Origin of the sequence: Chitinimonas taiwanensis DSM 18899 (assembly GCF_900119825.1) — a bacterium.
GTDB classification, from domain to species: Bacteria; Pseudomonadota; Gammaproteobacteria; order Burkholderiales; family Chitinimonadaceae; genus Chitinimonas; species Chitinimonas taiwanensis.
This window is the reverse complement of record NZ_FPKR01000005.1, coordinates 127,719-151,359: the sequence shown is the minus strand read 5'-3', so window position 1 is coordinate 151,359 and position 23,641 is coordinate 127,719. Positions and strand designations below refer to the sequence as shown.

Annotated in this window: 19 protein-coding genes; 4 read left to right on the top strand and 15 right to left on the bottom strand. The window is 65.3% G+C overall.

The genetic code is table 11. The features are described from left to right. Positions 1-31: 31 nt before the first annotated feature. The 8 genes from BT173_RS07605 to BT173_RS07570 form a co-directional block, all read right to left on the bottom strand. Entirely contained in the window at positions 32-1,966 is a 1,935-nt protein-coding gene (locus tag BT173_RS07605) for a prolyl oligopeptidase family serine peptidase (RefSeq protein ID WP_072428040.1), read from the bottom strand. Positions 1,967-2,007: 41 nt separating this feature from the next. Further along, positions 2,008-3,231: an ABC transporter permease gene (locus BT173_RS07600; protein ID WP_072428039.1), complete on the bottom strand. Its 1,224-nt coding sequence runs from the start codon at positions 3,229-3,231 to the stop codon at positions 2,008-2,010. Next, the gene (locus BT173_RS07595) at positions 3,219-3,920 is read right to left on the bottom strand and encodes an ABC transporter ATP-binding protein (protein ID WP_072428038.1); all 702 of its coding nucleotides are present in this window, start codon (positions 3,918-3,920) and stop codon (positions 3,219-3,221) included. Before BT173_RS07595 ends, BT173_RS07600 begins: the two co-directional genes overlap by 13 nt. Continuing rightward, a complete protein-coding gene (locus tag BT173_RS07590; RefSeq protein WP_175545575.1) occupies positions 3,917-5,116 on the bottom strand; it encodes an efflux RND transporter periplasmic adaptor subunit in 1,200 nt (399 codons plus the stop codon). The genes BT173_RS07595 and BT173_RS07590 overlap by 4 nt, the downstream gene beginning before the upstream one ends. A 143-nt stretch (positions 5,117-5,259) precedes the next feature. Beyond that, complete coding sequence (locus BT173_RS07585) at positions 5,260-5,934, bottom strand: YIP1 family protein (protein WP_072428036.1); 675 nt, start codon at positions 5,932-5,934, stop codon at positions 5,260-5,262. A gap of 153 nt (positions 5,935-6,087) precedes the next feature. Beyond that, on the bottom strand, positions 6,088-9,387 hold the full coding sequence (locus BT173_RS19275) for an efflux RND transporter permease subunit (RefSeq protein ID WP_072428035.1): 3,300 nt from the start codon (positions 9,385-9,387) through the stop codon (positions 6,088-6,090). Positions 9,388-9,468: 81 nt separating this feature from the next. Continuing rightward, positions 9,469-10,617 carry an efflux RND transporter periplasmic adaptor subunit gene (locus BT173_RS07575; RefSeq protein WP_072428034.1) on the bottom strand — a complete coding sequence of 383 codons (1,149 nt, stop codon included), beginning with the start codon at positions 10,615-10,617 and terminating at the stop codon, positions 9,469-9,471. Continuing rightward, positions 10,614-11,450 (bottom strand): TetR/AcrR family transcriptional regulator, encoded by an 837-nt coding sequence (locus BT173_RS07570; RefSeq protein WP_139256089.1) that lies wholly within the window; start codon positions 11,448-11,450, stop codon positions 10,614-10,616. The genes BT173_RS07575 and BT173_RS07570 overlap by 4 nt, the downstream gene beginning before the upstream one ends. Positions 11,451-11,632: 182 nt before the next feature. Between BT173_RS07570 and BT173_RS07565 the strand changes: the two genes are divergently transcribed. Next, a complete protein-coding gene (locus BT173_RS07565; RefSeq protein ID WP_072428032.1) occupies positions 11,633-15,634 on the top strand; it encodes a PAS domain S-box protein in 4,002 nt (1,333 codons plus the stop codon). Between the two features lie 73 nt (positions 15,635-15,707). Further along, the gene (locus BT173_RS07560) at positions 15,708-16,889 is read left to right on the top strand and encodes a glycosyltransferase (RefSeq protein WP_072428031.1); all 1,182 of its coding nucleotides are present in this window, start codon (positions 15,708-15,710) and stop codon (positions 16,887-16,889) included. On the opposite strand, the gene BT173_RS07555 is transcribed toward BT173_RS07560, so the two are convergent. The 5 genes from BT173_RS07555 to BT173_RS07535 form a co-directional block, all read right to left on the bottom strand. Further along, entirely contained in the window at positions 16,886-17,416 is a 531-nt protein-coding gene (locus BT173_RS07555) for a gluconokinase (RefSeq protein ID WP_072428030.1), read from the bottom strand. The genes BT173_RS07560 and BT173_RS07555 overlap by 4 nt on opposite strands. A 3-nt stretch (positions 17,417-17,419) precedes the next feature. Next, positions 17,420-17,923 carry a hypothetical protein gene (locus tag BT173_RS07550; protein ID WP_072428029.1) on the bottom strand — a complete coding sequence of 168 codons (504 nt, stop codon included), beginning with the start codon at positions 17,921-17,923 and terminating at the stop codon, positions 17,420-17,422. Between the two features lie 118 nt (positions 17,924-18,041). Further along, positions 18,042-18,983, bottom strand: a complete 942-nt coding sequence (locus BT173_RS07545) for a GlxA family transcriptional regulator (protein WP_072428028.1) — start codon at positions 18,981-18,983, stop codon at positions 18,042-18,044. Then, positions 18,980-19,240 (bottom strand): DUF1272 domain-containing protein, encoded by a 261-nt coding sequence (locus BT173_RS07540; protein WP_072428027.1) that lies wholly within the window; start codon positions 19,238-19,240, stop codon positions 18,980-18,982. The genes BT173_RS07545 and BT173_RS07540 overlap by 4 nt, the downstream gene beginning before the upstream one ends. 69 nt (positions 19,241-19,309) lie before the next feature. Then, positions 19,310-19,873 (bottom strand): cysteine hydrolase family protein, encoded by a 564-nt coding sequence (locus tag BT173_RS07535; RefSeq protein WP_072428026.1) that lies wholly within the window; start codon positions 19,871-19,873, stop codon positions 19,310-19,312. Between the two features lie 214 nt (positions 19,874-20,087). Here BT173_RS07535 and BT173_RS07530 point away from each other — a divergent pair, with 214 nt between their 5' ends. Next, a complete protein-coding gene (locus BT173_RS07530; protein WP_072428025.1) occupies positions 20,088-20,429 on the top strand; it encodes an FKBP-type peptidyl-prolyl cis-trans isomerase in 342 nt (113 codons plus the stop codon). A gap of 98 nt (positions 20,430-20,527) precedes the next feature. Continuing rightward, complete coding sequence (locus tag BT173_RS07525; protein ID WP_245794147.1) at positions 20,528-21,403, top strand: alpha/beta hydrolase; 876 nt, start codon at positions 20,528-20,530, stop codon at positions 21,401-21,403. A gap of 125 nt (positions 21,404-21,528) precedes the next feature. Here the strand turns inward: BT173_RS07525 and BT173_RS07520 are convergent, their stop codons facing one another. Then, positions 21,529-22,164: a hypothetical protein gene (locus BT173_RS07520; RefSeq protein ID WP_072428024.1), complete on the bottom strand. Its 636-nt coding sequence runs from the start codon at positions 22,162-22,164 to the stop codon at positions 21,529-21,531. 205 nt (positions 22,165-22,369) lie between these two features. Continuing rightward, positions 22,370-23,557, bottom strand: a complete 1,188-nt coding sequence (gene prpF / locus BT173_RS07515; RefSeq protein WP_072428163.1) for a 2-methylaconitate cis-trans isomerase PrpF — start codon at positions 23,555-23,557, stop codon at positions 22,370-22,372. Positions 23,558-23,641 lie beyond the last annotated feature (84 nt).

Here is a 23,641-nt window from a genome sequence, read left to right as displayed (position 1 = left end):
AAAAAGGGGGCGCTGCGGCGCCCCCTTGCGCTTAACGCTGCAGATAGGTCTGGAAGAAGCGCAGGGTGTGGCCGATGCTGGCCACCTGGTTTTCACGCTTGGCCGCGCCATGGCCTTCGTCGGCGAACAGGATCAGCTCGGCAGCCACGCCGCGCTTTTGCGCTGCCTCATACATCTGCACGGCTTCGCCCACCGGCACGCGCGGGTCGCTGGCGCCCTGGATGATCAGCAGCGGGTCCTTCAGCTGCTCGATATAGCTGATTGGGGACAGCTTGATCAGCGCTTCGCGGTCCTTGACCGGATCGCCATACTCGGCCACCCGCAGCGCACGGCGGTAGGGCGCGGTGTTTTCCAGGAAGGTGAGCAGGCTGGACATGCCCACGGTGGCCACGCCCGCGTCGTAAGCACCCGCATAGCGGGTCATCGCGAACAGGGTCGAGTAGCCGCCATAGCTGCCGCCCATCACGCCGATCTTGGGCACCACGCCATCCTTGGCCCAGGCGCGCTTCATATAGATGGCCGCGTCTTCGATATCGCTGACTACATCGAGGCGCTTGGCGCCATTGTCCGAATTCAGCCAGGCCTTGCCATAGCCGTCTGAGCCACGCACATTCGGCTCGACATAGATAAAGCCGGCATCGACGAACAGCTGCGCATAAGGCGAGAAGCCCGCATCGGACTGCGCTTCCGGCCCGCCGTGGAAGTGGACCACGATGGGGCAGGGGGCCGGATTGCATTGGGCCGGGCGGCGTACGAACATGGGAATCTGCGCGCCATCGCGGGTTGGGTAGCTTTCCAGGCTGGCCACGGCGAACTGGCGCGTATCGATTTCCGGCGTGGACGGTAGCACCCACTGGGTCAGCTTGCCGCTTTTCCAGTCGAGTACATAGTTGCTGCGCGGCGCCGTGGCGGTTTCCACGCCGATGATGATGCGCTGGCCATCGCGCGTGCCGCCGGCAATGCTCACATGGTCGGCACCGGGGAAGGCGGGCAGCTTCAGCGGCTTGAGCGTGCGTGCGTCGAGCGCATAGCTCTTGGTGTAGCCGGCCTCGTTCACGCTGTAGTAGAGCTTCTGCTTGGGCTTATCGAGCGCGAAGCCGGCCACATCCCACTTGCCTTCCGGTGTGATCGCACTGAGCTTGCCACCCACCATGCGGTACAGACGGCGCACATCGCCGAGCTTATTGGTCTGCACGAAGAATTCGCCTGGCTGGCTGCCAAAGCGCACATCGTGTTCCTCGGCTTCACCCTGGCCGATCACCGCGCTGAATTCGCGCGTGCTCGGCGACCAGGCCCAGATCTCGGCCGCCACATTCGAAGCGGCCTTCTGCAGCAGCAGGCTGCCATCGGCACGGTGGTCGATGATGCTCCAGTAGCCCTTGCGCTCGAACAGCTTTTCTTTCTTGGCCGCGGGGATGTCGTAGCGGTAGAAGGTGTAGCTGTCGCGCACCTCGTCATTGCTGCGGTAATACACATAGCGGCCATCATCCGAGACGAACTCGAAGAAGGTCTGCACACCGGGTAGATGCTGGATGGCGGTCAGTGCGCCGCCCTTGGCCGGTTGCAGATAGAGGCCAGGGTTCTCTTCGCCCTTGCGGTCGCGGCTTAGCAGCAGCCATTGCCCATCCGGCGTTATGTCGAGCACATTGGTGGCATCCTCGCCGCCGGTCATCTGGACCGGGAAGCGCTGCGGCCCATCAATGCGCCATACCTGGGCGCTGCCGGTCACCCGCCAGCCGAAGTACAGCGACTGCCCATCGGGCGACAGGATGCCGGCGCCCGGTGCGCGCAGATCGAGCACGCTTTGCACCTTGCGGCTCAGCTCGGCGGGTAGCGCTTTGGCGCGAAATTTTTCCAGGGTGGCAGCACTCACGCTATCGGCCCCCAGACCTTGGTAGGTCGGGGCCTCGGCGGCCTGCGCGGCAAGGGTGGTGCCGAGCAGCAGGGCGAGCAGGGTGGGCTTCATCAAGCTTGTTTCCTTGTGGATGGGTTGCAACAGGGGCTGACTCATTCGTAACGTAATGCCTCGATTGGATCGAGATTGGCGGCCTTGGAGGCCGGCATGATGCCAAACGCCACACCAACCAGCGCGCAGAATAGCGCGGCGCCGACGGCCACCGAGATCGGCACCGAGGCGGGCGGGAAGTTGGGGATCAGCGCGGCGATGCCATGGCCGAGCACGATGCCGATCACGATGCCGATCAGCCCGCCCAGCAGCGAGAGCAGGCCGGCCTCGATCAGGAACTGCAGCAGGATATCGCGCCGGGTGGCGCCCAAGGCCTTCAGGATGCCGATCTCACGCGTGCGCTCGGTCACCGATACCAGCATCACAGTCATGATGCCGATGCCACCGACCAGCAGCGAGATGCCGACAATGCCGCCCAGCACCAAGGTGGCCATGGCGGTGATCTGGCCAAACTGCTTGGCCAGCTGGTCGGCCGATTCAACCTCGAAGTCGTCCGGCTTGCCTGGCGCGATCTTGTGCGCATGGCGCAGCGTGCGGCTCACCCTTTCCTTCACCTGTTCGATCTCGTCGATATCGGCCACGGTGAAATGCGCCTCGAACATCAGCCGGCGGTTCTGGCCCTGCAGCGCGCGGCCCACATCGAAGGGCACGATCAGGTAGTTGTCCTGGCTCATGCCGAAGACCTCGCCGCGCTTGGCCATCACGCCGACGATCTTGAACCACTCGCTGCCGATCTGCACATACTGGCCGACCGGGTTGCGCGGCAGGTTCAGGTCATCGCGCAGCTTGGGGCCGATGACGGCCACCCTGCGGCGGCCCTGGTCGTCGCCCTCCACCAGGAAGCGGCCCATTTCCGGGAAGCGCCGCTCCACCCACACATAGTCGGCCGTGGTGCCCATCACCTGCGGGCTGGCAGAGCGACCCTTGTAGCGCACCCTGCCGCCATAGCTGACGCCCATCACCGGCGCCACATGGCGCACCCCCTCGACCCGGTAGCGCAAGAGATCAATATCGCTGAGCGCGAGCTGATTGATATTGCCGGTATTCCAGTTGCTGAACTCATTGCGCGCCGACAGGGTCAGCGCGGTGCCGCCCAGGTCGGCAAACTGCGCCTTGATCGAGTCGGAGAAGCCCTGCATGAGTGCCACCACGGCCACAACCGAGGCGGTGCCGATCAGGATGCCCAGGGTGGTCAGGAAGCTGCGCAGGCGGTGGGCGAGCAGATTGATCCAGGCCGCGCGCAGCGATTCGATCAGCTGATACATGCGGCCTCCCGCGGGCTTTGACGCAGATCGGATTCGATCCGCCCATCCACGAGGCGGATCACCCGGTGTGCATGCGCGGCGATGTCAGCCTCGTGGGTGACCAGGATTACGGTCTGGCCTTCGGCATGCAGCGCGTCGAACAGGGCCATGATTTCCTCCGAGGTGCGCGAATCGAGATTCCCGGTCGGCTCGTCCGCGAGCAGGATGGACGGCTGGCCGACCAGGGCGCGCGCCACGGCCACGCGCTGGCGCTGACCGCCCGAGAGCTGATTGGGCAGATGCTTGAGCTTACTCGCGAGGCCGACGCGACCGAGCGCCTCGCTGGCCAGGCGCTCGCGCTCCTTGGGTGGCAGGCCGCGATACACGAGCGGCTGGGCCACATTGCTGAGCACGCTCAGGCGCGGCAGCAGATGAAAGCTCTGGAACACGAAGCCGATCTCGCGGTTACGGATCTGCGCGAGCTCGTTGTCGTTCAGGCTGGCGATATCGCGCCCATTCAGTACATAGCTGCCGCTGCTCGGGCTATCCAGGCAGCCGAGCAGATTCATCAGCGTGGATTTGCCCGAGCCGGACGGGCCGGTCAGCGCCACATACTCATTGCGCGCAATATGCAGGTCGACGCCGGCCAGCGCATTGAAGCTTTCCTCGCCCATGCGGTAGCGCTTGCTGATGCTGCTCAGGACGATCATGGCGCGACATCCTTGCCGTCCTTGTCCTCCGCCTCGGCCTGGCTCAACTTGTCGCCATCCTTGAGCTCGCGCAGGGTCTGGCTTGGGCCGGTGACCACCATGTCGCCGGCCTTGACCCCGCTGCGCACTTCCTGCCAGCGGTCGTCCGAGATGCCGATCTGCACCGCCACCTTGCGTGCCTGACCGGCCTGTAGCAGCACCACCGAGCGCTCGGTGCGCTTGCCGTCCTTGTCCTCGCTGATGATGGCCTCCACCGGCACGGCCAGCTGCTTGCTGCCATCGCTGAGGAAGATCTCGGCCCGGCAGCTCATGCCCGAGCGCAGCTTGAGCTCGGCCGGCGCCTGCAGCTGCACGGTGACCTTGTAGGCACGCGCCTGGTTCTCCACCGTGGGCGCCAGGGCGATCTTCTCCACCCGGCCTTGCAGCGCCTGTTCCGGGTAGGCGGCGGCGAAGATGTCCACGCGCTGGCCGACCACGATCTTGGCGATATCGCCTTCGTCCACCTTCAGCTCGGCCTGGATGGCCGAGGTATCGGCAATCGTCATCAGCTGGGCTCCGGCCAGGCTCATGGTGGACGGGATGGCCGTCTCGCCGACCTTGATCGGCAGCGCGACTACGCGGCCCTTGATCGGCGCGCGTACCTCGGTCTTGCTCAGCTGCTCGCGCGCATCGGCCAGCACCGCCTCGGCACGCTTAAGCGCCTCGCGGCTGGCTTTCAGCTCCACATCGGCCAGTTGCAGCTGGTTGCGGTCCTCATCGAAGCGCGACTTGTCCACCATGCCGGCCTTGAACAGCTTCTCGGTGCGCTCGAACTGCTTGCGGCGTAGTTCCAAAGCCACATTCTGCCGTTCGATGCCGATACGGTTCTGCTCCTGACCGGCGGCCTCGCGTTCGATGGCATTGCGGTAGCTTTCCGGGTCGAGGCGCAGCAGGAGCTGGCCAGCCGCCACATCATCGCCCTCGGCGACCAGGATCTCGGTCACCTTGGCGGTCACCTCGGCAGTCAGCGCCACCTCGGTACGATAGGCGAGCGTGCCCGAGGCCAGGATGGTCGGGCGTATCGCCTGCAGGGCCACCGTCTGGGCCTGCACGGGCTTGCCGGCATTGGCCGACTTGGCACGCAGCAGCAAGGGCAGGGCGATCACCAGCAAAATCAGGGCGATGATTAGCCATTTTTTCGGGAACGGCATACGCATGGACGGCTTTCGAAAGTTCATCTGGAGAAGAAGGGCGGGCCAGCGCTGCCAGCATGGGCGGGCGCTGGCGCGGCCTAGCCTGCGAGCCTGTGCGATGGGGAAAAGTTCGCGGCACCAGGCGGGCAGGGCTGCTTGGGCTGGGCCTAGCGGGTGGCGAGGATAAAGACGACCCAGGCGCCGTAGATGATGAGGCTGGGCAGGCTGGCCACCACGATGGCCTGAGCCCAGCCGCTCTGCGTCCAGCTACGCCAGCCTATGGCGCCCAGGGCGATGCCCCAGAGCGAGAGCAGGTCCACGCTGGTGCTCAGACCGCGCCAGGCATGGCCGAGCGGCAGGCTGATCAGCATGGGGTCGAGGTGGGTCAGGTAGAGCGCATCAGGCAGGGTCTGGGTCGGCATGGTCAGCACATGCAAGAGGGCCACCACGGTGGACAGCAGCAGCGGTGCGCTGCTCCACACACTGAAGGCGAACCAGGCTTTGAAGCCCTGCTGCACACCGGCGATCTTGCCGGCCAGCAGGTAGTAGACGGCGGCGAGCAGAAAGGCGATCAGCATGCCCAGCGGCGCCAGCACGATGCTGCTCCAGCTCATGATCTCGCGGTTCATGCCCTTGCGTGCTGCCTCCATTTCTTCCGGGCCGAGCTTCTCGGTCGACAGCAGCATGTCCACCATCCAGTCGAAATCCACGCGCTGGTAGTACAGATACAAGATCAGCGCGGTCCCCAAGGCGAGCAGCCAGAAGGGTAGGGCAAAGTGCGGTTTGTCCTTCAGCGCGGTGAAGAACTGCTGCGGCTCGGTGAAGACGGTCAACAATGACATGATTTCCCCCTGCGAATGTTTTTTGAAGGCCTTCGCCATCTGGGCCTGTGCGCAAAGCCAGGCTGAGAGCGACGAACGGCATGGTAGCGAAACCATGCCGTTCGTGGGTACTGCTGCGATCAAACGCCGGATTGGCAGTCTGAACGACGAGGTTTAGCGACCCGTGCCGGGCTGGGGTGCGCTTTCAAGTGTCTCTGGTCCAACCGTTGGGGCGTGCTTGCCAGCGAACTTCTGACGCAGCCACAGACCCAGATCGTCCAGATAGGTGAACACCACCGGCACCACCACCAGGGTGAGCAGCGTCGAGGTAATCACTCCGCCGATGATGGCGTGGGCCATTGGCGCACGCTGCTCCGACCCCTCGCCCAGCGCCAGGGCCAGCGGCAGCATGCCGCCTATCATGGCGAAGGTGGTCATCAGGATGGGGCGCAGACGTACATGGCCGGCTTCCACGATGGCGGCAAAGCGTTCCATGCCCTGTTCACGCAGCCGGTTCACGAAGTCGATCAACAGGATCGCGTTCTTGGTGACCAGGCCCATCAGCATGATCACGCCGATGATGGAGAACAGGTTCAGGGTCGAGCGCCAAGCCAATAGGGCCAGGAAGATGCCGACCAGGGACAGCGGTAGCGAGGTCATGATGGCCAGCGGCTGGCTGAAGCTGGCGAACTGCGAGGCCAGCACCAGGTAGATGAACACCACGCCGATGATCAGCGCCTGTACGGCATAGCCGAAGCTCTCCTCCATATCGCGGTTGGCGCCTTCCTGGGCAAAGCGGTAGCCCGGTGGCATCTGGATGCTCTTCAGCACCTTGTCCACCTCGGGTTGCACCGAACCGACCGGCACGCCTTCCACGTCCGCATACACCTCCACATTGCGGAACAGATTGCGGCGCTTGATCAGGGTCGGCGTGCCGCTATCGCTGATCTCGGCCACCTGGGACAGCGGCACCATGATCTGCTGGCCGCTGATCGGATCGCTATCGTTACTGGCAATCGGCAGGTCCTTCAGGTCCTGGTCGATGCGACGGCTCGACTCGGGCAGGCGCACGACAATGTCGTAGCTTTCGCCATCGGGTGCCTGCCAGGTGCCGATATCGTCACCGGCCACCAGCGGACGCAGCGTGCTGCCGATCTGGCCGACCGACAGGCCGACCGCACTGGCCATCTCTCGATTGACCTTGATATCGAGGGCCGGCTTGGCGGCGCGCAAAGAGGTCTGCACATTGGTCACGCCCTTGATGCGACCGAGGCGCTCGGCGGTGTTCTCGGCAATGCGCTGCAGCTCGCCCAGATCCTTGCCCTGGATGGTGATGAAGATAGGCCGGCCGCCACCGCCGCCATCCGGGCCGCGCACGCTGCGCAGCTCGATGCCGGCGATCTTGTCGAGGCGGGTACGGATGGCCTTGATCACCTCGTCCTGGCTGCGGCGTTTCTTCTTCTCGATCAGGTTCAGACGGGTCAGCGCGATATGCTTGCCGCCCGAATCGCCGGTATTGATCGAGGTGTACATCTCCTCGATCTCGGTGAAGTCGCGCAGCGCGGCCTCGACCTGCTCGGCCTTGCTGGTCGTGTAGTCGAGCGTGCTGCCGATCGGGGTGCGGAAGTCGATATAGACGCGGCCCACATCCGCCTTGGGGATGAACTCCGCGCCTATCATCGGCACCAGCAGGAAGGAGCCGAAGAACAGCACGACCGAGGCGATCAACACCAGCGAGCGGTGCGACCAGCTGGGTTTGCCGCGCATGCCGCCGCGGAACCAGGTGCGCGCACGTGGCCGGGTCGCCAGCACGAACAGGGTGACCGGCAGGAAGAGCACGGCCAGGATCAGCACCAGCCATTTGGGGATGTTCAGGCGGGTGGGATTGAGCACCCATTCGATGCTGCGTGCGTAGAAGGCCGACACCTTGTCCATCCAGCGCTCGAAGCCGTCCAGCAGCCGGCCGAACAGGCCGCCGTGGCGCATGCCGTGGGCATGCGGGTCATGCCAGACCGAACTGAGCATCGGGTCGAGCGTAAAGGACACGAACATCGAGATCAGCACCGCCGCGCACACCGCGATGCCGAACTGGAAGAAGAATTTGCCGATGATGCCGCCCATGAAGCCCACCGGCAGGAATACCGCCACGATGGTCAGCGTGGTGGCCAGCACCGCGAGGCCGATTTCGGCCGTGCCATCCATGGCCGCCTGGTAGTGGCCCTTGCCCATTTCCGCATGACGCACGATGTTTTCGCGCACCACGATCGCATCGTCGACCAGGAGGCCCACGCACAGCGACATGGCCATCAGGGTCATCACATTGATGGTGAAACCAAAGGCCTGCAGGAAGAAGAAGGTGCCGATCAGCGCCACCGGCAGGGTCAGGCCAGTGATCACCGTGGAGCGCCAGGAACCGAGGAAGAGCCAGACGATCAGCACGGTCAGCGCCGCACCTTCAAATAGCGTGGACTTCACATCGGCCAGCGAGCGGCGGATGCCGCGCGAACCGTCGCCGATCACCTGCAAGCTCATGCCCTCGGCGCTCAGCTCCTTGTTCAGCTCATCCACCATGGCGCGCACATCGTCCGCCACCTGCACGGTATTCGCACCGCTGACCTTGGTGATATCGATGGACAGCGCGCGCTTGCCATTCACGAGGGCCAGCGATTCCTGCGTCTCCTCGCCATCGATCACATTCGCGACCTGGCTGAGCAGGATGGGCTGGCCATTGCGGCGCGCCACCACGATCTTGCCGAAGTCGGCCGCCTCGCTGAGTCGGCCCTTGAGCTGCACCACGCGCTCGGTCTTGTCGAACTCGATATTACCGACCGGCACTTCCTGGTTCTCGCTGCGGATGGCGGCAATGATCTGATCGGCGCCGATGCCCAGTGCACGCATGCGCTGGGGCAGGATTTCGACGCGCAGCTGGCGCTCGATACCGCCGACCAGCTTCACATTGCCCACCCCCTTCACGCTCTGGAACTGGCGCTGGATGTACTGGTCGGCGCGGATGGTCATCTGGCGCTGGCTGAGCTTGTCGCTGGTGATCGCCACCGACAGGGTCGGGCCATCGCCCTCACGCGCACGGGTGATGTACGGCTCGTTCACCTCGCGGCGGAAGTCGGCCTTGGCCTCGTCCACCTTCTCGCGCACGTCCTTCATCGCCTCGTCCACGTCCGTGCTCAGCTCGAACTCGGCCACTACCACCGACTGGCCGTTATAGCTGTCCGAGGTCAGGTTCTTCAGGCCGGAGATGGTCGACAGCTTCTCTTCCAGCGGACGGGAAATCTCGGTTTCGATGATCTCGGGCGAGGCACCCGGATAGGTGGTGACCACGATGGCGAAGGGGAATTCGATATCGGGCATTTCCTCGATGGGCAAGCGCTTGTAGGCGAACAGGCCAAGCACCACCAGCGCCACCATCATCATGGTGGCAAAGACGGGGTTCTGAATACTGATGCGGGTGAACCACATGGGATAACCTCTTCAGGCGGACTGGCCGCCAGCAGAACGGATAGGCGAGCCCCGTCTGGGGCTCGCGTACGAGGGTGATGATCAGGCAGCCGGCTTGGCGGGTGGCAGCTTCACCGCCTGGCCAGGCTTGAGGTTCTCGATCTTGGCAATGACCACCACGGCGCCCGGCTTCAGCCCGGCGCTGATCTCGGCCTGCTTGGTCAGATCATTCAACAGACCAAGTTTGATGGGGCGCGTGACGATCTTGCCGTTCTCGACCGCCAGCACGAAGGGCGCCTTGCCATCCATCTCGCGGATTGCGCTGAAGGGCAAGGTGGCGGCGTGCTCGACCTGGGCCAGCGTGGCCTCGCCCTGCGCAAACATGCCGCCGCGCAGGCTGTGACCGGGGTTCTTCACCCGCACATAGACGGGCACCATGCGCGAGCCGGCATCGGCCACCGGGGCAATGCGCTCAATGCTGCCGTTGAAGGGCTTGTCGCCAAAGCCCTCGATATTGAGGCGAACCGGCTGGCCCTGCTTAACGGCCGGCAGGCGTGATACCGCAACGCTGGCTTCGAATTCCAGCTCGTCGAGGTCGACCAGGCTGAACAGGGTCTGGTTGACGCCAACCCGGGTGCCCGGTTCGACCTTGCGGCTGGCCACGATGCCGCCAAACGGTGCGCGCACCACGCCATCCGACACCGCCTTGCTGGCCAAGGCGGCCTGCGCCTCTTCCGCCTTCAGCTGGGCGGCGGCCACGGCGACCGCGTTCTCGCTCTCGTCGTAGGCATTGGGCGAGATAAAGCCCTGTTTGAGCAGATTGGCATTGCGCTCGCGGTTTTTCTTGGCCAGCTCCAGCTCGGCGCGGGCCCGCTCACGCGTGGCGGCGCGGGCTGCCAGCTGGTTGTTCAGGTCGCTGGCCTCGAAGCGCGCCAGGATCTGGCCGGCCTGCACGGTTTCGCCCGGCCGCACCAGCACCTCGCGCAGCACCCCATCCACCTCGGCATTGATCAGCGTCTGGCGCACCGGATTCAGGGTGCCCGACAGGGCCAGCGGCTGGATCAGCGTGCTATCGCTGACGCGGGCCAGGTCAGAGCTGGCTAGCTCCAGCACCGTGGGCGTCTCGGCGGCCTTGTCCTTGGCGGCGGCATCGCCCTTGTGGGTCAGCACGGCGCCACCACCGGCCAGCGCCAGCAGGGCGGCCACGACGATGGCGCGGCGTTTGAAACGGGAAGATTGAAACGCTGTCATGTGGAACTTCCTCCGCGGGGAGCTTGATTATTGGGGTCCAGCCCCTGCCAGAGCATGTCCACCATGCGCGGCATCAGGGCATCGAGATCGATTTGTTCCGGGTTGAGCAGCCAGGCCATGATCAGGCCGTCCATCAGTGCGCTCCAGAAGATCGCTTGCAGCTGTGGGTCGACCGGAGCCGGCAAGGCGCGCTGCTGGTGCTGTTGGACGATCAGACCGGCCGAGAGGCGGTAGCTGTCCTGATAGGCGCGCGCCAGGCGGGCACGTACGTCCGGGTCTCGCGCCTGGCCCATGAACTCCAGGAACAGACGCGGCCAGTCCGGGTCCTGCTTGACCCGCTCCAGCACGCCGGCCAGCAGAGCCTTGGTGCCTTCACGCGGCGATTGCTGGCGGGCCTCGCGCGCCATCGCCTCGGGTAGATGCTGGTCAAATTCCACCTGGAAGCGGCTGTCGAGCAGGGCGAAAAACAGGTCGTTCTTGCTTTTGAAGTGCCAGTACACGGCGCCCTTGGTCAGGCCGGCATCGGCCGCCACTTCATCGAGCGAGGCACCCAGATAGCTTTTTTGCGCAAACACGCGTGCTGCCGACTCCAGGATGCGCTCGCGCGTATCGGGCGGCTCGGGCACATCACCATCGAGCAGGGCGGCGAACAGCTCACGCGCGCCCAACAGGCGTTTGACGGTTTGCCAGGGCAGGCCGGCCGCCTGGGCGATCTCGGCATAGCTGACCTCGCCAGCCGGCTTGCTGGTGGCCAGGGCGCGCAAGGCCGCCAGCGCAGCATGGCGCGCAGCGTGGGTGTCCATTTCCGGAGTGGGTTGGGCAGCGTGATTCAAGTCCGCGAACTCCTATAAGCATACTGTTCGGTATTTTATTTCCCTGGCGCGCGGTCTGTAAAGCAGATTGCGGCTTTATTCAGACTGACGGCCGCCTTGCGTGGCGCGGCTTTGCCTAAAGACTATATTGCTGGACAGGGCAGTCCGGCCTGGGCTGCACCCCTCATCACCGAGCGAGCGGGATGCCAAGCACACTCAGCCAGAGCCAGCGCCAAGCATGGCAACGACGCTTTCTGCAGGTCTTCCTGCCCTTTCTGGCCTTGATTGCACTGGCCAGCTTCCTGCTGTGGCGCACCGAGCGCGAGCAGGCCTGGCTGCACCAGGGTGAGTTGCTGCAGGCGCGCCTGCAGCTTCTGGCGCGCGCCAGTCACGGCACGCTCAGCGATGCGGCTACCGATCTGACCTTGTTGGCCAATGATCCCGATCTGCAGCGCCTGCTGCTTAAGCCGCCCACGCAATGGGGCGAATATGGCGAGCACTTTGTGAGCTTCCTCAGCTTCAAGCCGATTTACGACCAGATGCGCGTGCTCGACCTCGAAGGTCAGGAACGCGTGCGTGTGCTGCTCAACCGGGGCGACCCTGTCGTGCTGGAGCCCGCGCAGCTGCAGTCGCAGCAGAACAGTGCCGATTTCCAACACAGCCGCCAGCTCACCCGTGGGCAAATCTATCTATCCGCGCTCGACCTGAAGCCGGAGGAGGCGTTCGGCCCCCAGGGCCTCAAGCCCACGTTGCGCCTGGTGACACCGCTATACGACCCGCAGGGCGAGCGACGTGGCCTACTGGTGTTCAATCTGCTCATCCACCAGCTGGAGGCCGAATTTCAGCGCCTGATCGCCGCGGACCAGCAGCTGGCACTGCTCGACGCTCAGGGCCAGTGGCTGCTGGGTGGTTTGCCCGAAGACCGTTTTGCGCGCCTGCTCAAGCGCGGCCAGACGCTTGCGCAGCGCGATCCGGCGCTGTGGCAGGCCATGCAGACCAGCCCGCAGGGCGTGCTGCGCGGGCCGGACGGTTTGCGCGCCTTTCTGGCCGTGAACCCGGCCGACCCTGGCGCCCAGGCCGAGCGGCTCAGGCTGCGCCTGCCTTTTCAGGCCGATCGGGCTAGCGGCTGGTGGCTATTGCTCAGTAGCAAGACGCCGGCGCTGCCCGGCAATGCCCCGTTGCGCCTGGCCCTGCTGTTCGGCCTTGGTGGTGGGCTGGCGGCCCTGATATTGGCCAGCGGATTCGCCACCCTGGGCATGCATGGCGCAGCGCGGCGCGAGCGCGAGGCGCTGTATCTGGATTTGTTCGAGCAGGCACCCAGCGCGATTCTGCTGCTAGATGTGCAACACCATGTCAGCTATGCGAACCCGGCCTGGTATCGGCTCAGTGGCCAGCAGCCTGAGCAGGCGCTCGGTGAAAGCTGGTTGTGCCTATTGGGCGAGGCCGACCGCGAGGCGATGCTGGCTGCCCTGCAGGCACTGGCCCAGGGCGAGACCCCACGTCTGATCTGTCGTCTGCAACGACCGGATGGACGTCAGTGCTGGGTCGGTTGCCAGCTGTCGCGCGGCCCGGAGTGGCAGTCCGAGCGTTACCACGCGGTACTCAGCCTTGTGGATATCGATGCGCAGAAGGAACAGGAGCGCCGCCTGGCCAGCGCGCTGGAACTGGTGCAGGGCGTGCTCGATGGTTGTGGCGATCCTATTCTGGTCCTGGACCCGCAGTTTCGCGTCACGCTGCGCAACCCAGCCTGCGGCCAGGCTTTTGGCCTCCTGTACGGGCGGGCGCCCGAGCCGGGCGAGGCGCTGGCTGATTGGTTGAGCGGGCATGCGAGCGATTACGCCGAGCTGCAGGCGCATTTCAGCCGCGCGGTGCTGGGCACCGCGGCCCAGTGTCGCCTGCAGCTTGGGCCGGCACGCCGGGTGTTCTCGGCCTCCTTCTCGCCGCTACGCGACGGCCAGGGCGCGTGTGCGGGTGCCATCCTGTTTGCACGCGATGTGACGGCCATGGCGGCGCTGCAGGCCAGCGTGGCACGCAATGAGGAACTGTTTCGCGGTGTATTCGCCAGCAGCCTGGATGCGGTGTTCGTGTTGGAGGCTGTGCGCGATACCGGCCACACCATCGTCGACTTCAAATACATCGAGGCGGGTGGTCAACCGCTCGGTCAGTCGGCGCTGCGCCGCGAGGAGCTGGTCGGCCAGATGTTGAGCGAGCGCCCGCCGCTCTGCCACGGCCAGTACAGCCCGCTCGAACGCTATCGCCAAGTGGTGGAAAGTGGCCTGCCCATGCAGGAGGAGCTGTTCCTGGACCACGACCAGATGGCGCCCGGCTGGTACGAGGTGCGCGCGGTATCGATGGGCTGGGGCGTGGCGGTCAGCTGCCGCGATATCAGTGTACGCAAGCAGGTTGAACTCGCGCTGGCCAGCACCGAGGCACTGCAGCGCAATATCCTCGATTCGGCACCCTACGCGATCATTGCCCAGGGCCAGGACGGGCTGATCACGCTGTTCAACCGCGCAGCGGAACAGCTGCTCGGTTACCGCGCCGACGAGCTGATTGGCCGGCAAAGCCCAGTTATCCTGCACGATAGCGGCGAGCTGGTGCGCTATGCCGAGGAGCTGGGTGCCGAGCTCGGTCGCCCGCTGGAGCCCGATACCACACTGTTTTCGCTCGGCCTGCAGCATGGCGCGCTGATGCGCGACTGGACCTATCTGTGCAAGGATGGCCGGCGCATCCCAGTGCGCCTGACCCTGTCCATCCGCCGCGATGCAGCTGGCGAGAACATTGGCACCATGGGCATTGCCTATGACATCAGCGCTGAGAAGGCGCTGGAGGCCGAGCGCGACCGCTTGCACGCGGTGGTGGAGGCACTGCCCGATATGGTGCGTCTGTCCAATCTGGACGAGCAGGTCATCTATCTGAACGCGGCCGGGCGCAAGCTGCTGGGTGTGGCGCCCGATGCGCCGCTGGATGGGCTGAGCCTGCGCTTTGGCTACACCGAATGGTCGTACAAGCTGATCCGTAGCCAGGCGATTCCGCAGGCCTTGGCCGGCCAGCCCTGGCAGGGTGAGACCCAGTGGCAAAGGGCAGATGGCACGGTGATCGACACGCTGCAGCTGGTGGTGGCACCTTGCATGGCCGGGCGCGAGCCAAGCTTCACCGCCACCATCGTCCACGATCTGAGTGATCTGCGCGCCATGGAGCGCAAGATGATCGAGGATGAGGCCATGCTCAATTCCATCCTGGAAAGCGTGCGTGACGCGATCATCGTGGTCGACGAGGCGGGGGTGGTGCAGGTGCTCAATCCAGCGGTCAGCGAGGTCTACGGCCTGGGCCTGCACCAGGTGATGGGCCGGCATTTCAGTGTCCTGATGCCGCCCGAGGCCGGGGCGCGTCAGGCCGAGAACTTCCAGCACTATATCCAGCGCGGCGAGCAGCGTGAGGCGGTGATTGGCGCGCGGGTGGAAATGCCCGGGCGGCGTGTTGATGGCACGGTCTTTCCGGCCGAAGTGACCACTACCGAGGTGCGCCTGGGGAATCGGCGCCTGTTTACCTGCGTCTTGCGCGATATCTCCGAGCGCAAGGCCTTCGAAGCACGCCTGCTGCAGAATATCGAGGAAATGCAGGAAACCCAGGCGGCGCTGAATGCCGCCAACCAGCAGCTATTGGGCGCGAATATGGAGCTGGCGCGCATGGCCCAGCAGGATGGGCTGACTGGGGTGGCCAACCGGCGCGCGTTTGATCAGGCGCTCGAGCAGGAATGGCAGCGCGCCGCGCGCAGCGTGCAGCCGCTCGCGCTACTGATGATCGATGTCGACCACTTCAAGAAATACAACGATGGCTATGGCCACCAGCTTGGCGATGCCTGCCTGAAGCAGGTGGCCAGCGTGCTGCGTGCCGCGCTGAGTCGGCCGGCGGATGTGGTGGCGCGCTACGGCGGCGAGGAGTTTGCGCTGATCCTGCCTGAGACCGATGCTGATGGCGCACGCCAGGTGGCGGCAAGGCTGCGTGCGCTGCTGGCCGAGGCCAATATCGCGCATGCCTTCTCGCCCACCGCACCGCGGGTGACCGTCAGCGTGGGCATGGCGGTGCTGGTGCCCCTGCATGGGGTGGCGGCCGACTACCTGGTCTCGGCCGCCGACCAGGCGCTATACCGCGCCAAGGAGGATGGGCGCGACCGCGCCGTGCTGGCGGGCGCGGGCGCTTAGCGGGTTGGCCTGCGTCATCAATCCTTCACCTCGCCACGCTAGCCTCGGGCCATCTTCCCCAGGAGCTGGCCGCATGCGTGTACTGATGGTGTCGGATGTCTACTTCCCGCGCGTGAACGGCGTATCCACCTCGATCCAGACCTTCCGGCGCGAGCTGGCTAGCTTGGGCGTGCAGGTAGACCTGATTGCGCCTGCCTACCCGAACGAGACCGAGGAAGCGGGCGTGCTGCGCGTGCCCTCGCGCTACCTGGCTTTCGACCCCGAGGACCGCATGATGCGGCGCGACCTTATGCGCGCGCAGCTGCCGGCCCTGCGCGCGGCCGATTACCAGCTCGTGCATATCCAGACGCCTTTCATTGCCCATTACGCGGGCCTCGAGATCGCGCGCGCGCTGGGCGTGCCGGCGGTCACCACCTACCACACCTTCTTCGAGGAATACCTGCATCACTATGCCAAGGTGCTGCCGGCCAGCTGGACGCGTGCGCTGGCGCGGCGTTTCTCGCGCGGCCAGTGCAATGCCACGGCCGGGGTGATCGCCCCCTCGACGGCCATGCGCGATGCGCTGCGCGATTACGGCGTGACCGCCGAGATCGCGGTGATCCCGACCGGCATTCCGCTGCAGACCTTCCAGGGGGGCGATCGCGCGCGCTTTCGTGCCAGCCACGGCATTCCCGAGCATAAGCAGCTCGCGCTGTTTGTCGGCCGTGTGGCGCATGAAAAGAATATCGGCCTGCTCCTGCAGGTGGCGGCCCACCTGCGCCAGGAACAGCCCGAGCTGATGTGGCTGATTGCCGGTGAGGGGCCGGCCCAGGCCAGCCTGCAGGCCGAGGCCGCGCGCCTGGGCCTGCAGGACTGTGTGCGCTTTATCGGTTATCTGGAACGGCAGACCGGCTTGATCGACTGCTATCGGGCGGCCGATCTATTCGTCTTCGCGTCCACCACCGAGACCCAGGGTCTGGTGTTGCTCGAGGCGATGGCCATGGGCCTGCCGGTGGTGGCCATCCCGGCCATGGGCGCGCGCGACATCCTCGCGCCGCAGCGTGGCTGCCTGTGTGCGGATGAATCGGTGGCGGGCTTCGCGGCCCAGGTGCGTGCCTTGCTGGTCGACCCGACGCTACGGGCGCGCAAGGCCGAGGAGGCGCTTGCCTATGCGCAAAGCTGGAGCGCGCCGGCCACGGCCGAGCGCATGGCCGGCTTCTATCACCAGGTGCTGCAGCGAGCGGCCGAGGCGCTGGGCGTGCTGAAAACGGCCTAGATCGTGGCGGCCGCGTGGCCTAGCTGGGCGCATAAGCCGGCCACGATCTGCTCGGCCGGCGCGGCAATATCCATCTGAATGGCCGTTTCCTCGCTGCCGGGTAATTCCAGCGTCGCCAGTTGGCTATCGAGCAGGCTGGCCGGCATGAAGTGGCTGGCACGCGCGCTGACCCGCTCGAACAGCAGCGCGCGGCTGCCGTGCAGGACGACCAGCTGAAACGGTGCGCCGGTGGCAAGCACCTGACGGTAACTGCGCTTGAGCGCCGAGCAGCTGAGCACCACCGCCTCGCCGGCTTGCGCGGCGCTGAGCAAGGCGTCGGCCAGCGCGGCCAACCAGCCGGCGCGGTCGGCATCGTCCAGCGCCTGGCCGGCGGCCATCTTGCGCACATTCTCGGCCGGGTGAAAATCATCGCCCTCGATAAAGCGCGCGCCCAGTTGCGAGGCCAGCAGGCGGCCGATATGGCTCTTGCCGCTACCGCACACACCCATTACCACGATGGCGCGCGAATTCTTTAGCTGCTGCGTCATCGCTTACTCGCTGAGCAGGCTGTAGATATCGGCGATCAGCAGCTCGCCGCGCTGCTTATCGCGCGACTTGGCGACCGCGGTCTGCAGCTCGCCCAACAGCTGCTTGAGTTCGCTGCGGTTTGCGCACTTTTCCACCTTCAGGGTAAAGAACAGCGCCTTCAGGCCCAGGTAGTCGGAAGCCGCCTTATTCATCAGCCGGGTTGCCTCCTGCAGACGCTCGAACGGGTCGCTGGGCATGGCTTGGCTGCTGCCGTGGGCGGGCGCGGATGGCGCGGCAGCGGGCGTGGCGCTCGTGTCCACAGCGATCAAGCCCAGGCTTTGCAGGGTGTCCAGACAGTCGGCCGGCGCGCCCAGGGAGTGGGATAGCTCAACCAGCTCGCTGCCTGTCTTGCGCCCGTCCACCTGCAGCAAGAGGCTGCGCATGCGCGGGGTCAGCTGGGGAAAGCGCTCGCGCTCCTTCAGGGCCAGCGCACCGGCCTCGGTCTTGTGAAACAGGGCTTCCAACATCGCATGCCTCCTCTTGGGTCTATTTATGCGTATGTCTTGCAGACTGCTTGGGGCCCAAAGGTAACACAGCCCGCCAGGGGCTGTGCGTGGGTAGCGCGCCGCAAATGGCTGCCCTGTTTCAGGCTGGGCCAGGCAGGGCGGTGCCGCGCTGCTTATGCCAGACGCGGCGTAGATCGCGCGCCGAACCAAAGCCGCCCGCTTCGGCTATTCGCTCCAGCGGCTGTTCGCGGCGCAGCAGCAGGGGCTCGATATGGGCAAGCTGGATGCGTTGGCGGTAGTCGAGCGGGGCAATGCCCGCATGCTGCTGGAACAGCCGGGCCAAGTGGCGCGGGCTCACGCAGGCGATGGCGGCCATGGCTTCCAGCGGCCAGGCTGCGGCCGGATCGGCCGCCAAGGCATCCTGCACGCGGTGCACGGCCGGATGCAGATGGCTGCGGTAGGCAAGAAAGGGCGAGAGCTGCGGTGTGTCGGCATCGCGGCGTAGCCAGACCACCATCTCGCGCGCTACCGCCAGCGCCAGTTGCGGACCGCACTGGCGCGCGATCAGCTCGAGGCTTAGGTCGATGCCGGTGGTGATGCCGGCCGAGCTCGCGATCTGGCCGTCGAGCACGAAGATGCGCTCGTCTTCCACGCGCGCCTTGGGGGCGAGCTGGCGCAGGCGCGCGAGCAGGCTGTGATGGGTGGTGCAGCGGCGCCCGTCCAGCAGGCCAGCTGCCCCAGCCAGTAGGGCGGCCGAACAGATGGTGATCAGGCGCAGATCAGGGCGCCAGACCTGGCGCAACCAGGCAATGGTCTGGCGCGAGGCCGGACTGCTCTCGTCGGCCAGGGCGCCAGCCAGGCCCGGGATGATCAGCCAGCTGTTGGGCGGCAGGCTGTCGGGCAGGGCCTGCAGGTCATTCAGGCTCAGGCCCAGCGCGCAGGTCGGCGTCGGCGCAGGGCTCAGATAGTGAAGCTGGAAGGACGCGCCGAGGCGCTGCGCGATACGCAGCGCCTCGGCTGGCCCGGCAAAATCCAGCAGCAGAAAGCCGGGCAGTAAGACAAAGTGGACCGGAATGCTCATTGCGACTGGCGGGACAGCGCCTGGGCGCAGCCCTGTGGCTTGTAGATGCGTTCCTGGCTGGCCGGGTTGGCTATCAGCTTGGCGCTGGGCCGCCTCGGTCGGGCCAGCAATTCGCCGCCGCAGTTCGGGCAGGCAAAGTGTAGCCGTGCCGCGCAGGTGGCGCAGAAGGTGCATTCAAAGCTGCAGATAAAGGCCGCGCCGGTATCGGCGGGCAGATCGCTATCGCAACATTCACAGCCAGGGCGCATGGCCAGCATTGGTGTTCTCCTTCATGGCGTTGCCATCGCGCGCCAGCAGGTGGGCGCGCTGCATCTTGGTACTGTTGCTCAAGCTGTTACCGGCAGCTCGGCCAGTACATCGGCCACGCTACAGATGCGTGCAAAGCGGCCGGACAGGACCAGCTCGGTGCGCTCCTTGATCTCGTCCGGCGTATAGCGGCGGCCATTCGCATGTTGCATGGCAAAGGTCAGCGTGGCCTCGGTCACATAGTCGACCTGGAAACCGAGGTCGGACCCGTGCCGCGTGGTGGTTTCGCAGCACTGCTCGGTACGGATGCCCGACACGACCAGCTTCTGCACGCCGTGTGCACGTAGCCAGGCCGGCAGATCGGTATCGACCAGCGCGCTGTGCACCTGCTTGTACACGGTGTGCGTGGCCTCGGGCCGGCTGCCTGCCAGCGGCACCACCAGGCCAGAAGCGCGCGAGAAATGGCTGAACCTAGGCTGGCCCTCGTCGCAATGAAATACCCGTACCACCGGTAAGCCCGCTGCCACAAAGGCTGCGATCAAGGCATTTTGCTTGGCGAGATAGGCCTCTAGCCCTTCCTCAGACCAGTAACTGGCATGGCGGAACGATTCCTGTACATCAATGACCAGCAGCGCGGCAGACATATTACGACTCCTTGGTGGGTTGTGGTGGCGCTACTGTAGGCTTGCTATGGCTGCTTGACTGGCAAGAAACCGACCAGATTGGGACGGATTCGGACAATTAGAGTCACGCTGCGTGTGGTGCAGATACGGCTGTTTGCGGGCGCGCCGGTTGCCAAAAACACCAAAGCCTGGGAAAACGCAGACCGGCTGTAGGGGTAATCAGAAAGAGATCGAGATGGAAAATGAGCTGCAGATCAGCGATATCACGCTGGGCGATGGCAAGGCGGTGGTGAAGGGCGCGCTGATCACCACCGAATACCGTGGTTTTCTCGAGGACGGCAGCGAGTTCGATTCCTCCTTCCGGCGCGGCAAGCCGTTTCAGTGCGTGATCGGCACTGGCCGGGTGATCAAGGGCTGGGACCTCGGTCTGATCGGCATGCGTGTGGGCGGCAAGCGCAAGCTCTGGGTGCCCGCTCATCTAGCCTATGGCGAGCGCCAGGTCGGTGCCCATATTCCGCCGCATAGCAATCTGATCTTCGAGATCGAGTTGCTGGAAGTGCTGACGCGCGATGACTGAGTCGCGCAGCGTGTCTGGTCCGCACTGCCCGGCGCTACATCAATCAAGCCAGCCAGCCAGCTAGGCTGCATCCTCTGCGGGTACTCATGCTGAAAATCATGGTTTTCCTGATGCTGCCTACCTTGCTGCTGATCAGCAGGGCCGAGGCGCAAGACCTGGCGAGCAGCGGCGCACCAGCCTATGTACTCAAAGGCACCGAGGTGGTGTCCACGCCCTCGCTGCGTCTGGGGCGTGACTACGAAGCCATTGTCAGCCTGCCGGCTGACTATGCGCAGAGTACGCGCCGCTACCCGGTGCTGTATGTGACCGATGCCGACTATGCATTTCCGCTGATCCGGGCCATTGCCAACCGGGTGGACCGGCATGGCGTGGGCCTGCAGGACTTCATCCTGATCGGGCTTTCCTATGCCAAAGGGGAGAACGGGGCCGTAAGCCGCAACCGTGACTACACGCCGGGCGGCGCGGGCGTCAGGCCGTCGCCCGAGCAGGCGAGCGGTGAATACGGCCAGGCTGCCGCCTATCTGCAGTTCCTGCGCGAGGAGGCGCTGCCTGTGCTGGAGCGTCGCTACCGTATCGACCCCAGCAGGCGCATCTTCGTCGGGCATTCCTATGGCGCCTTGCTGGGCCTGCATGTGCTGTTCACCCAGCCCAGCCTGTTTAGCCATTACATCCTGGGCAGCCCCTCGCTCTGGTTCGATCAGCATCAGACCTTTGCCACCGAGCGTCGCTACGCGGCGCAGCACAAGACGCTCGCGGCCCGCGTGCGCGTGTTCATCGGTGCGGAGGAAACCGTCAAGCAGGGTAGGGGGCGCGATATGGTCGGTGATCTAGCGCGCTTCAGTGCCCAGATCCGCCAGCGCAACTACCTTGGGCTGGATTGGGCCAGCAGCGTGCTGCCCGGTGAGGATCATGCGACGGTCTTTCCCTTGCTGATCACTCGCGGGCTGATGTGGGCTCTGCCCGAGACGCGTTGAGGTTCAGTGCATTGCCGCATGACAGTGCGCCGGCAGTCGCCGCCAGCACCATACAAAACGGGAGGCCAAGCCTCCCGTTTTGTATGGCAGCCAGCGCCTGTCAGGCGCGGCGGACTTCGCGCTGCTCAGAAGGTCTGGGCGCGGTTCAGGCCTATCATCGGCAGATGCTCGTAAACCTCGTGCAGTAGGGCATCGGCCTGCTCGCTATTGCTGGCCTTGACCAGCGCGTCGCGCAGCGCGACCAGGGCCAGGCGCAGCTCGGCCTCGCTCTCGCTCTTGCTGATGCGGCGCTTGAGCAAGAGCGCGCTCAGCCCGAGATGTTTGTCGGCTAACTTGCGCATCAGCGCGGCCACCGGGCGTAAAGCCTCGGGCAGCTTGGCGGAGACCGGCAGGTCTTCATGGCAGTCTGCGCCGGTCGGCGTGGCTGGGGGGGCGGGTTCCGGGCTGGCCATGGGCGGGCTCGCCACCTCGGCCAGCGCGGCGCCGGCAAGGCTGCGCTGTACCTGGGCCGGCTCGGGCTCGGCGACCTCTTCCACGATCTCGCTGCCCGGCACAATTTCGATCAGGCCAAGTTCCAGCAGTTTGGCGATGGTATCGGGTGGATTGCCCAGCGATACCGCCAGCTCGGTCAATTGCTCTGCGCGCTTTTGGCCGTCCACCTGCAAGAGCAGGGTGCGCAAACGGGCCGAGAGCCGGGTACCGGTTTCGCGGGATTGCAGGGCTTCCAGACCTGCTGCGGATTTGCGCAGTATTGCGTTCATTTTTATGGCTTCCCCTTGTGTTATGTCGCAGCGCTTTTTGGGCGGCGCGACAAATTAGCACAAGCCGAATCACCATGTGGTTGATGTGGACATATCGCTGCCATTCGCTGCGGCAAAGCCACGAATTTGCCGCGCGCGTGGCTTTTTTGCGTCGCGCGGCTTGGCATTATTGGCAAAGCCGTGTCACTGGCTTGCGCCCCTGTCCTCAGCATGTATCGCCCGGTACGCGCACCCAACCCTCCATCAGGATGCGTGCGCTGCGGCTCATGCTGGCCTTGCTGACCGTCCAGCTGCCATCGAGCAGACAGGCCGCCGCGCCTACGCGTAGCGTGCCGGAGGGGTGGCCGAAGCGCACCGCATCGCGCGCGCCGCCACCAGCGGCCAGATTGACCAGGGTGCCGGGAATGGCCGCTGCCGTGCCGATGGCCACCGCGCAGGTGCCCATCATGGCGTGGTGCAGCTTGCCCATCGACAGCGCACGTACCAAGAGGTCGATATCGGCAGCGGCAATCGTCTTGCCGCTCGACGCGCTATAGCTGGCCGGCGGGGCAACGAAGGCGATCTTGGGCGTGTGCTGGCGCGTGGCCGCTTCCTCGGGTGTCTTGATCAGCCCCATGCGTAGCGCGCCGGCCACGCGGATCGCCTCGAAGCGCTGCAGCGCCGCCGGGTCGGTATTGATCTGCTCGCGCAGTTCGGTGCCGGTGTAGCCAATATCAGCCGCGTTGACGAACACGGTGGGAATGCCGGCCGTGATCAGGGTGGCCTGCAGCTTGCCCACGCCCGGCACCTCGAGCTCATCGACCAGATTGCCGGTGGGGAACATCGCCGCGCCCTCACCTTCATCATCGGAGGGGTCAAGGAAGTCGAGCACGATTTCGGCGGCCGGGAAGGTCACCCCGTCCAGCTCGAAATCACCGCTCTCCTGCACCTGGCCCTGGCTGACCGGCACATGGGCAATGATGGTTTTGCGGATATTGGCCTGCCAGATGCGCACCACACACACACCGTTGTCGGGGATGCGCGCCGGGTCGACCAGGCCGGCATGCAGGGCGAAGGCGCCCGCCGCCGTGGACAGATTGCCGCAGTTGCCGCTCCAGTCGACAAAGGGCTTGTCGATCGCTACCTGGCCGTACAGATAGTCGACATCGTGATCGGGCACGCTGGACTTGGACAAAATCACGCATTTGGAGGTGGACGAGGTGGCGCCGCCCATGCCGTCGATATGGGCCGCATACGGGTCGGGGCTGCCGATCACGCGCAGGAAGAGCCGGTCGCGCGCGGCGCCGGGCTGCTGGCAGCTGGCCGGCAGGTCCTGTAGGCGAAAAAACACGCCCTTGCTGGTGCCGCCGCGCATATAGGTGGCGGGGATACGGATCTGGGCGGGGTGGGCCATGGTGTTGTCCTGAATCGTTGCGGATATAAGCAGGTGGCTGACTGCGGCCCGCTGGTGGCTGGCCGCAGTCATGGCGCCGCGGGT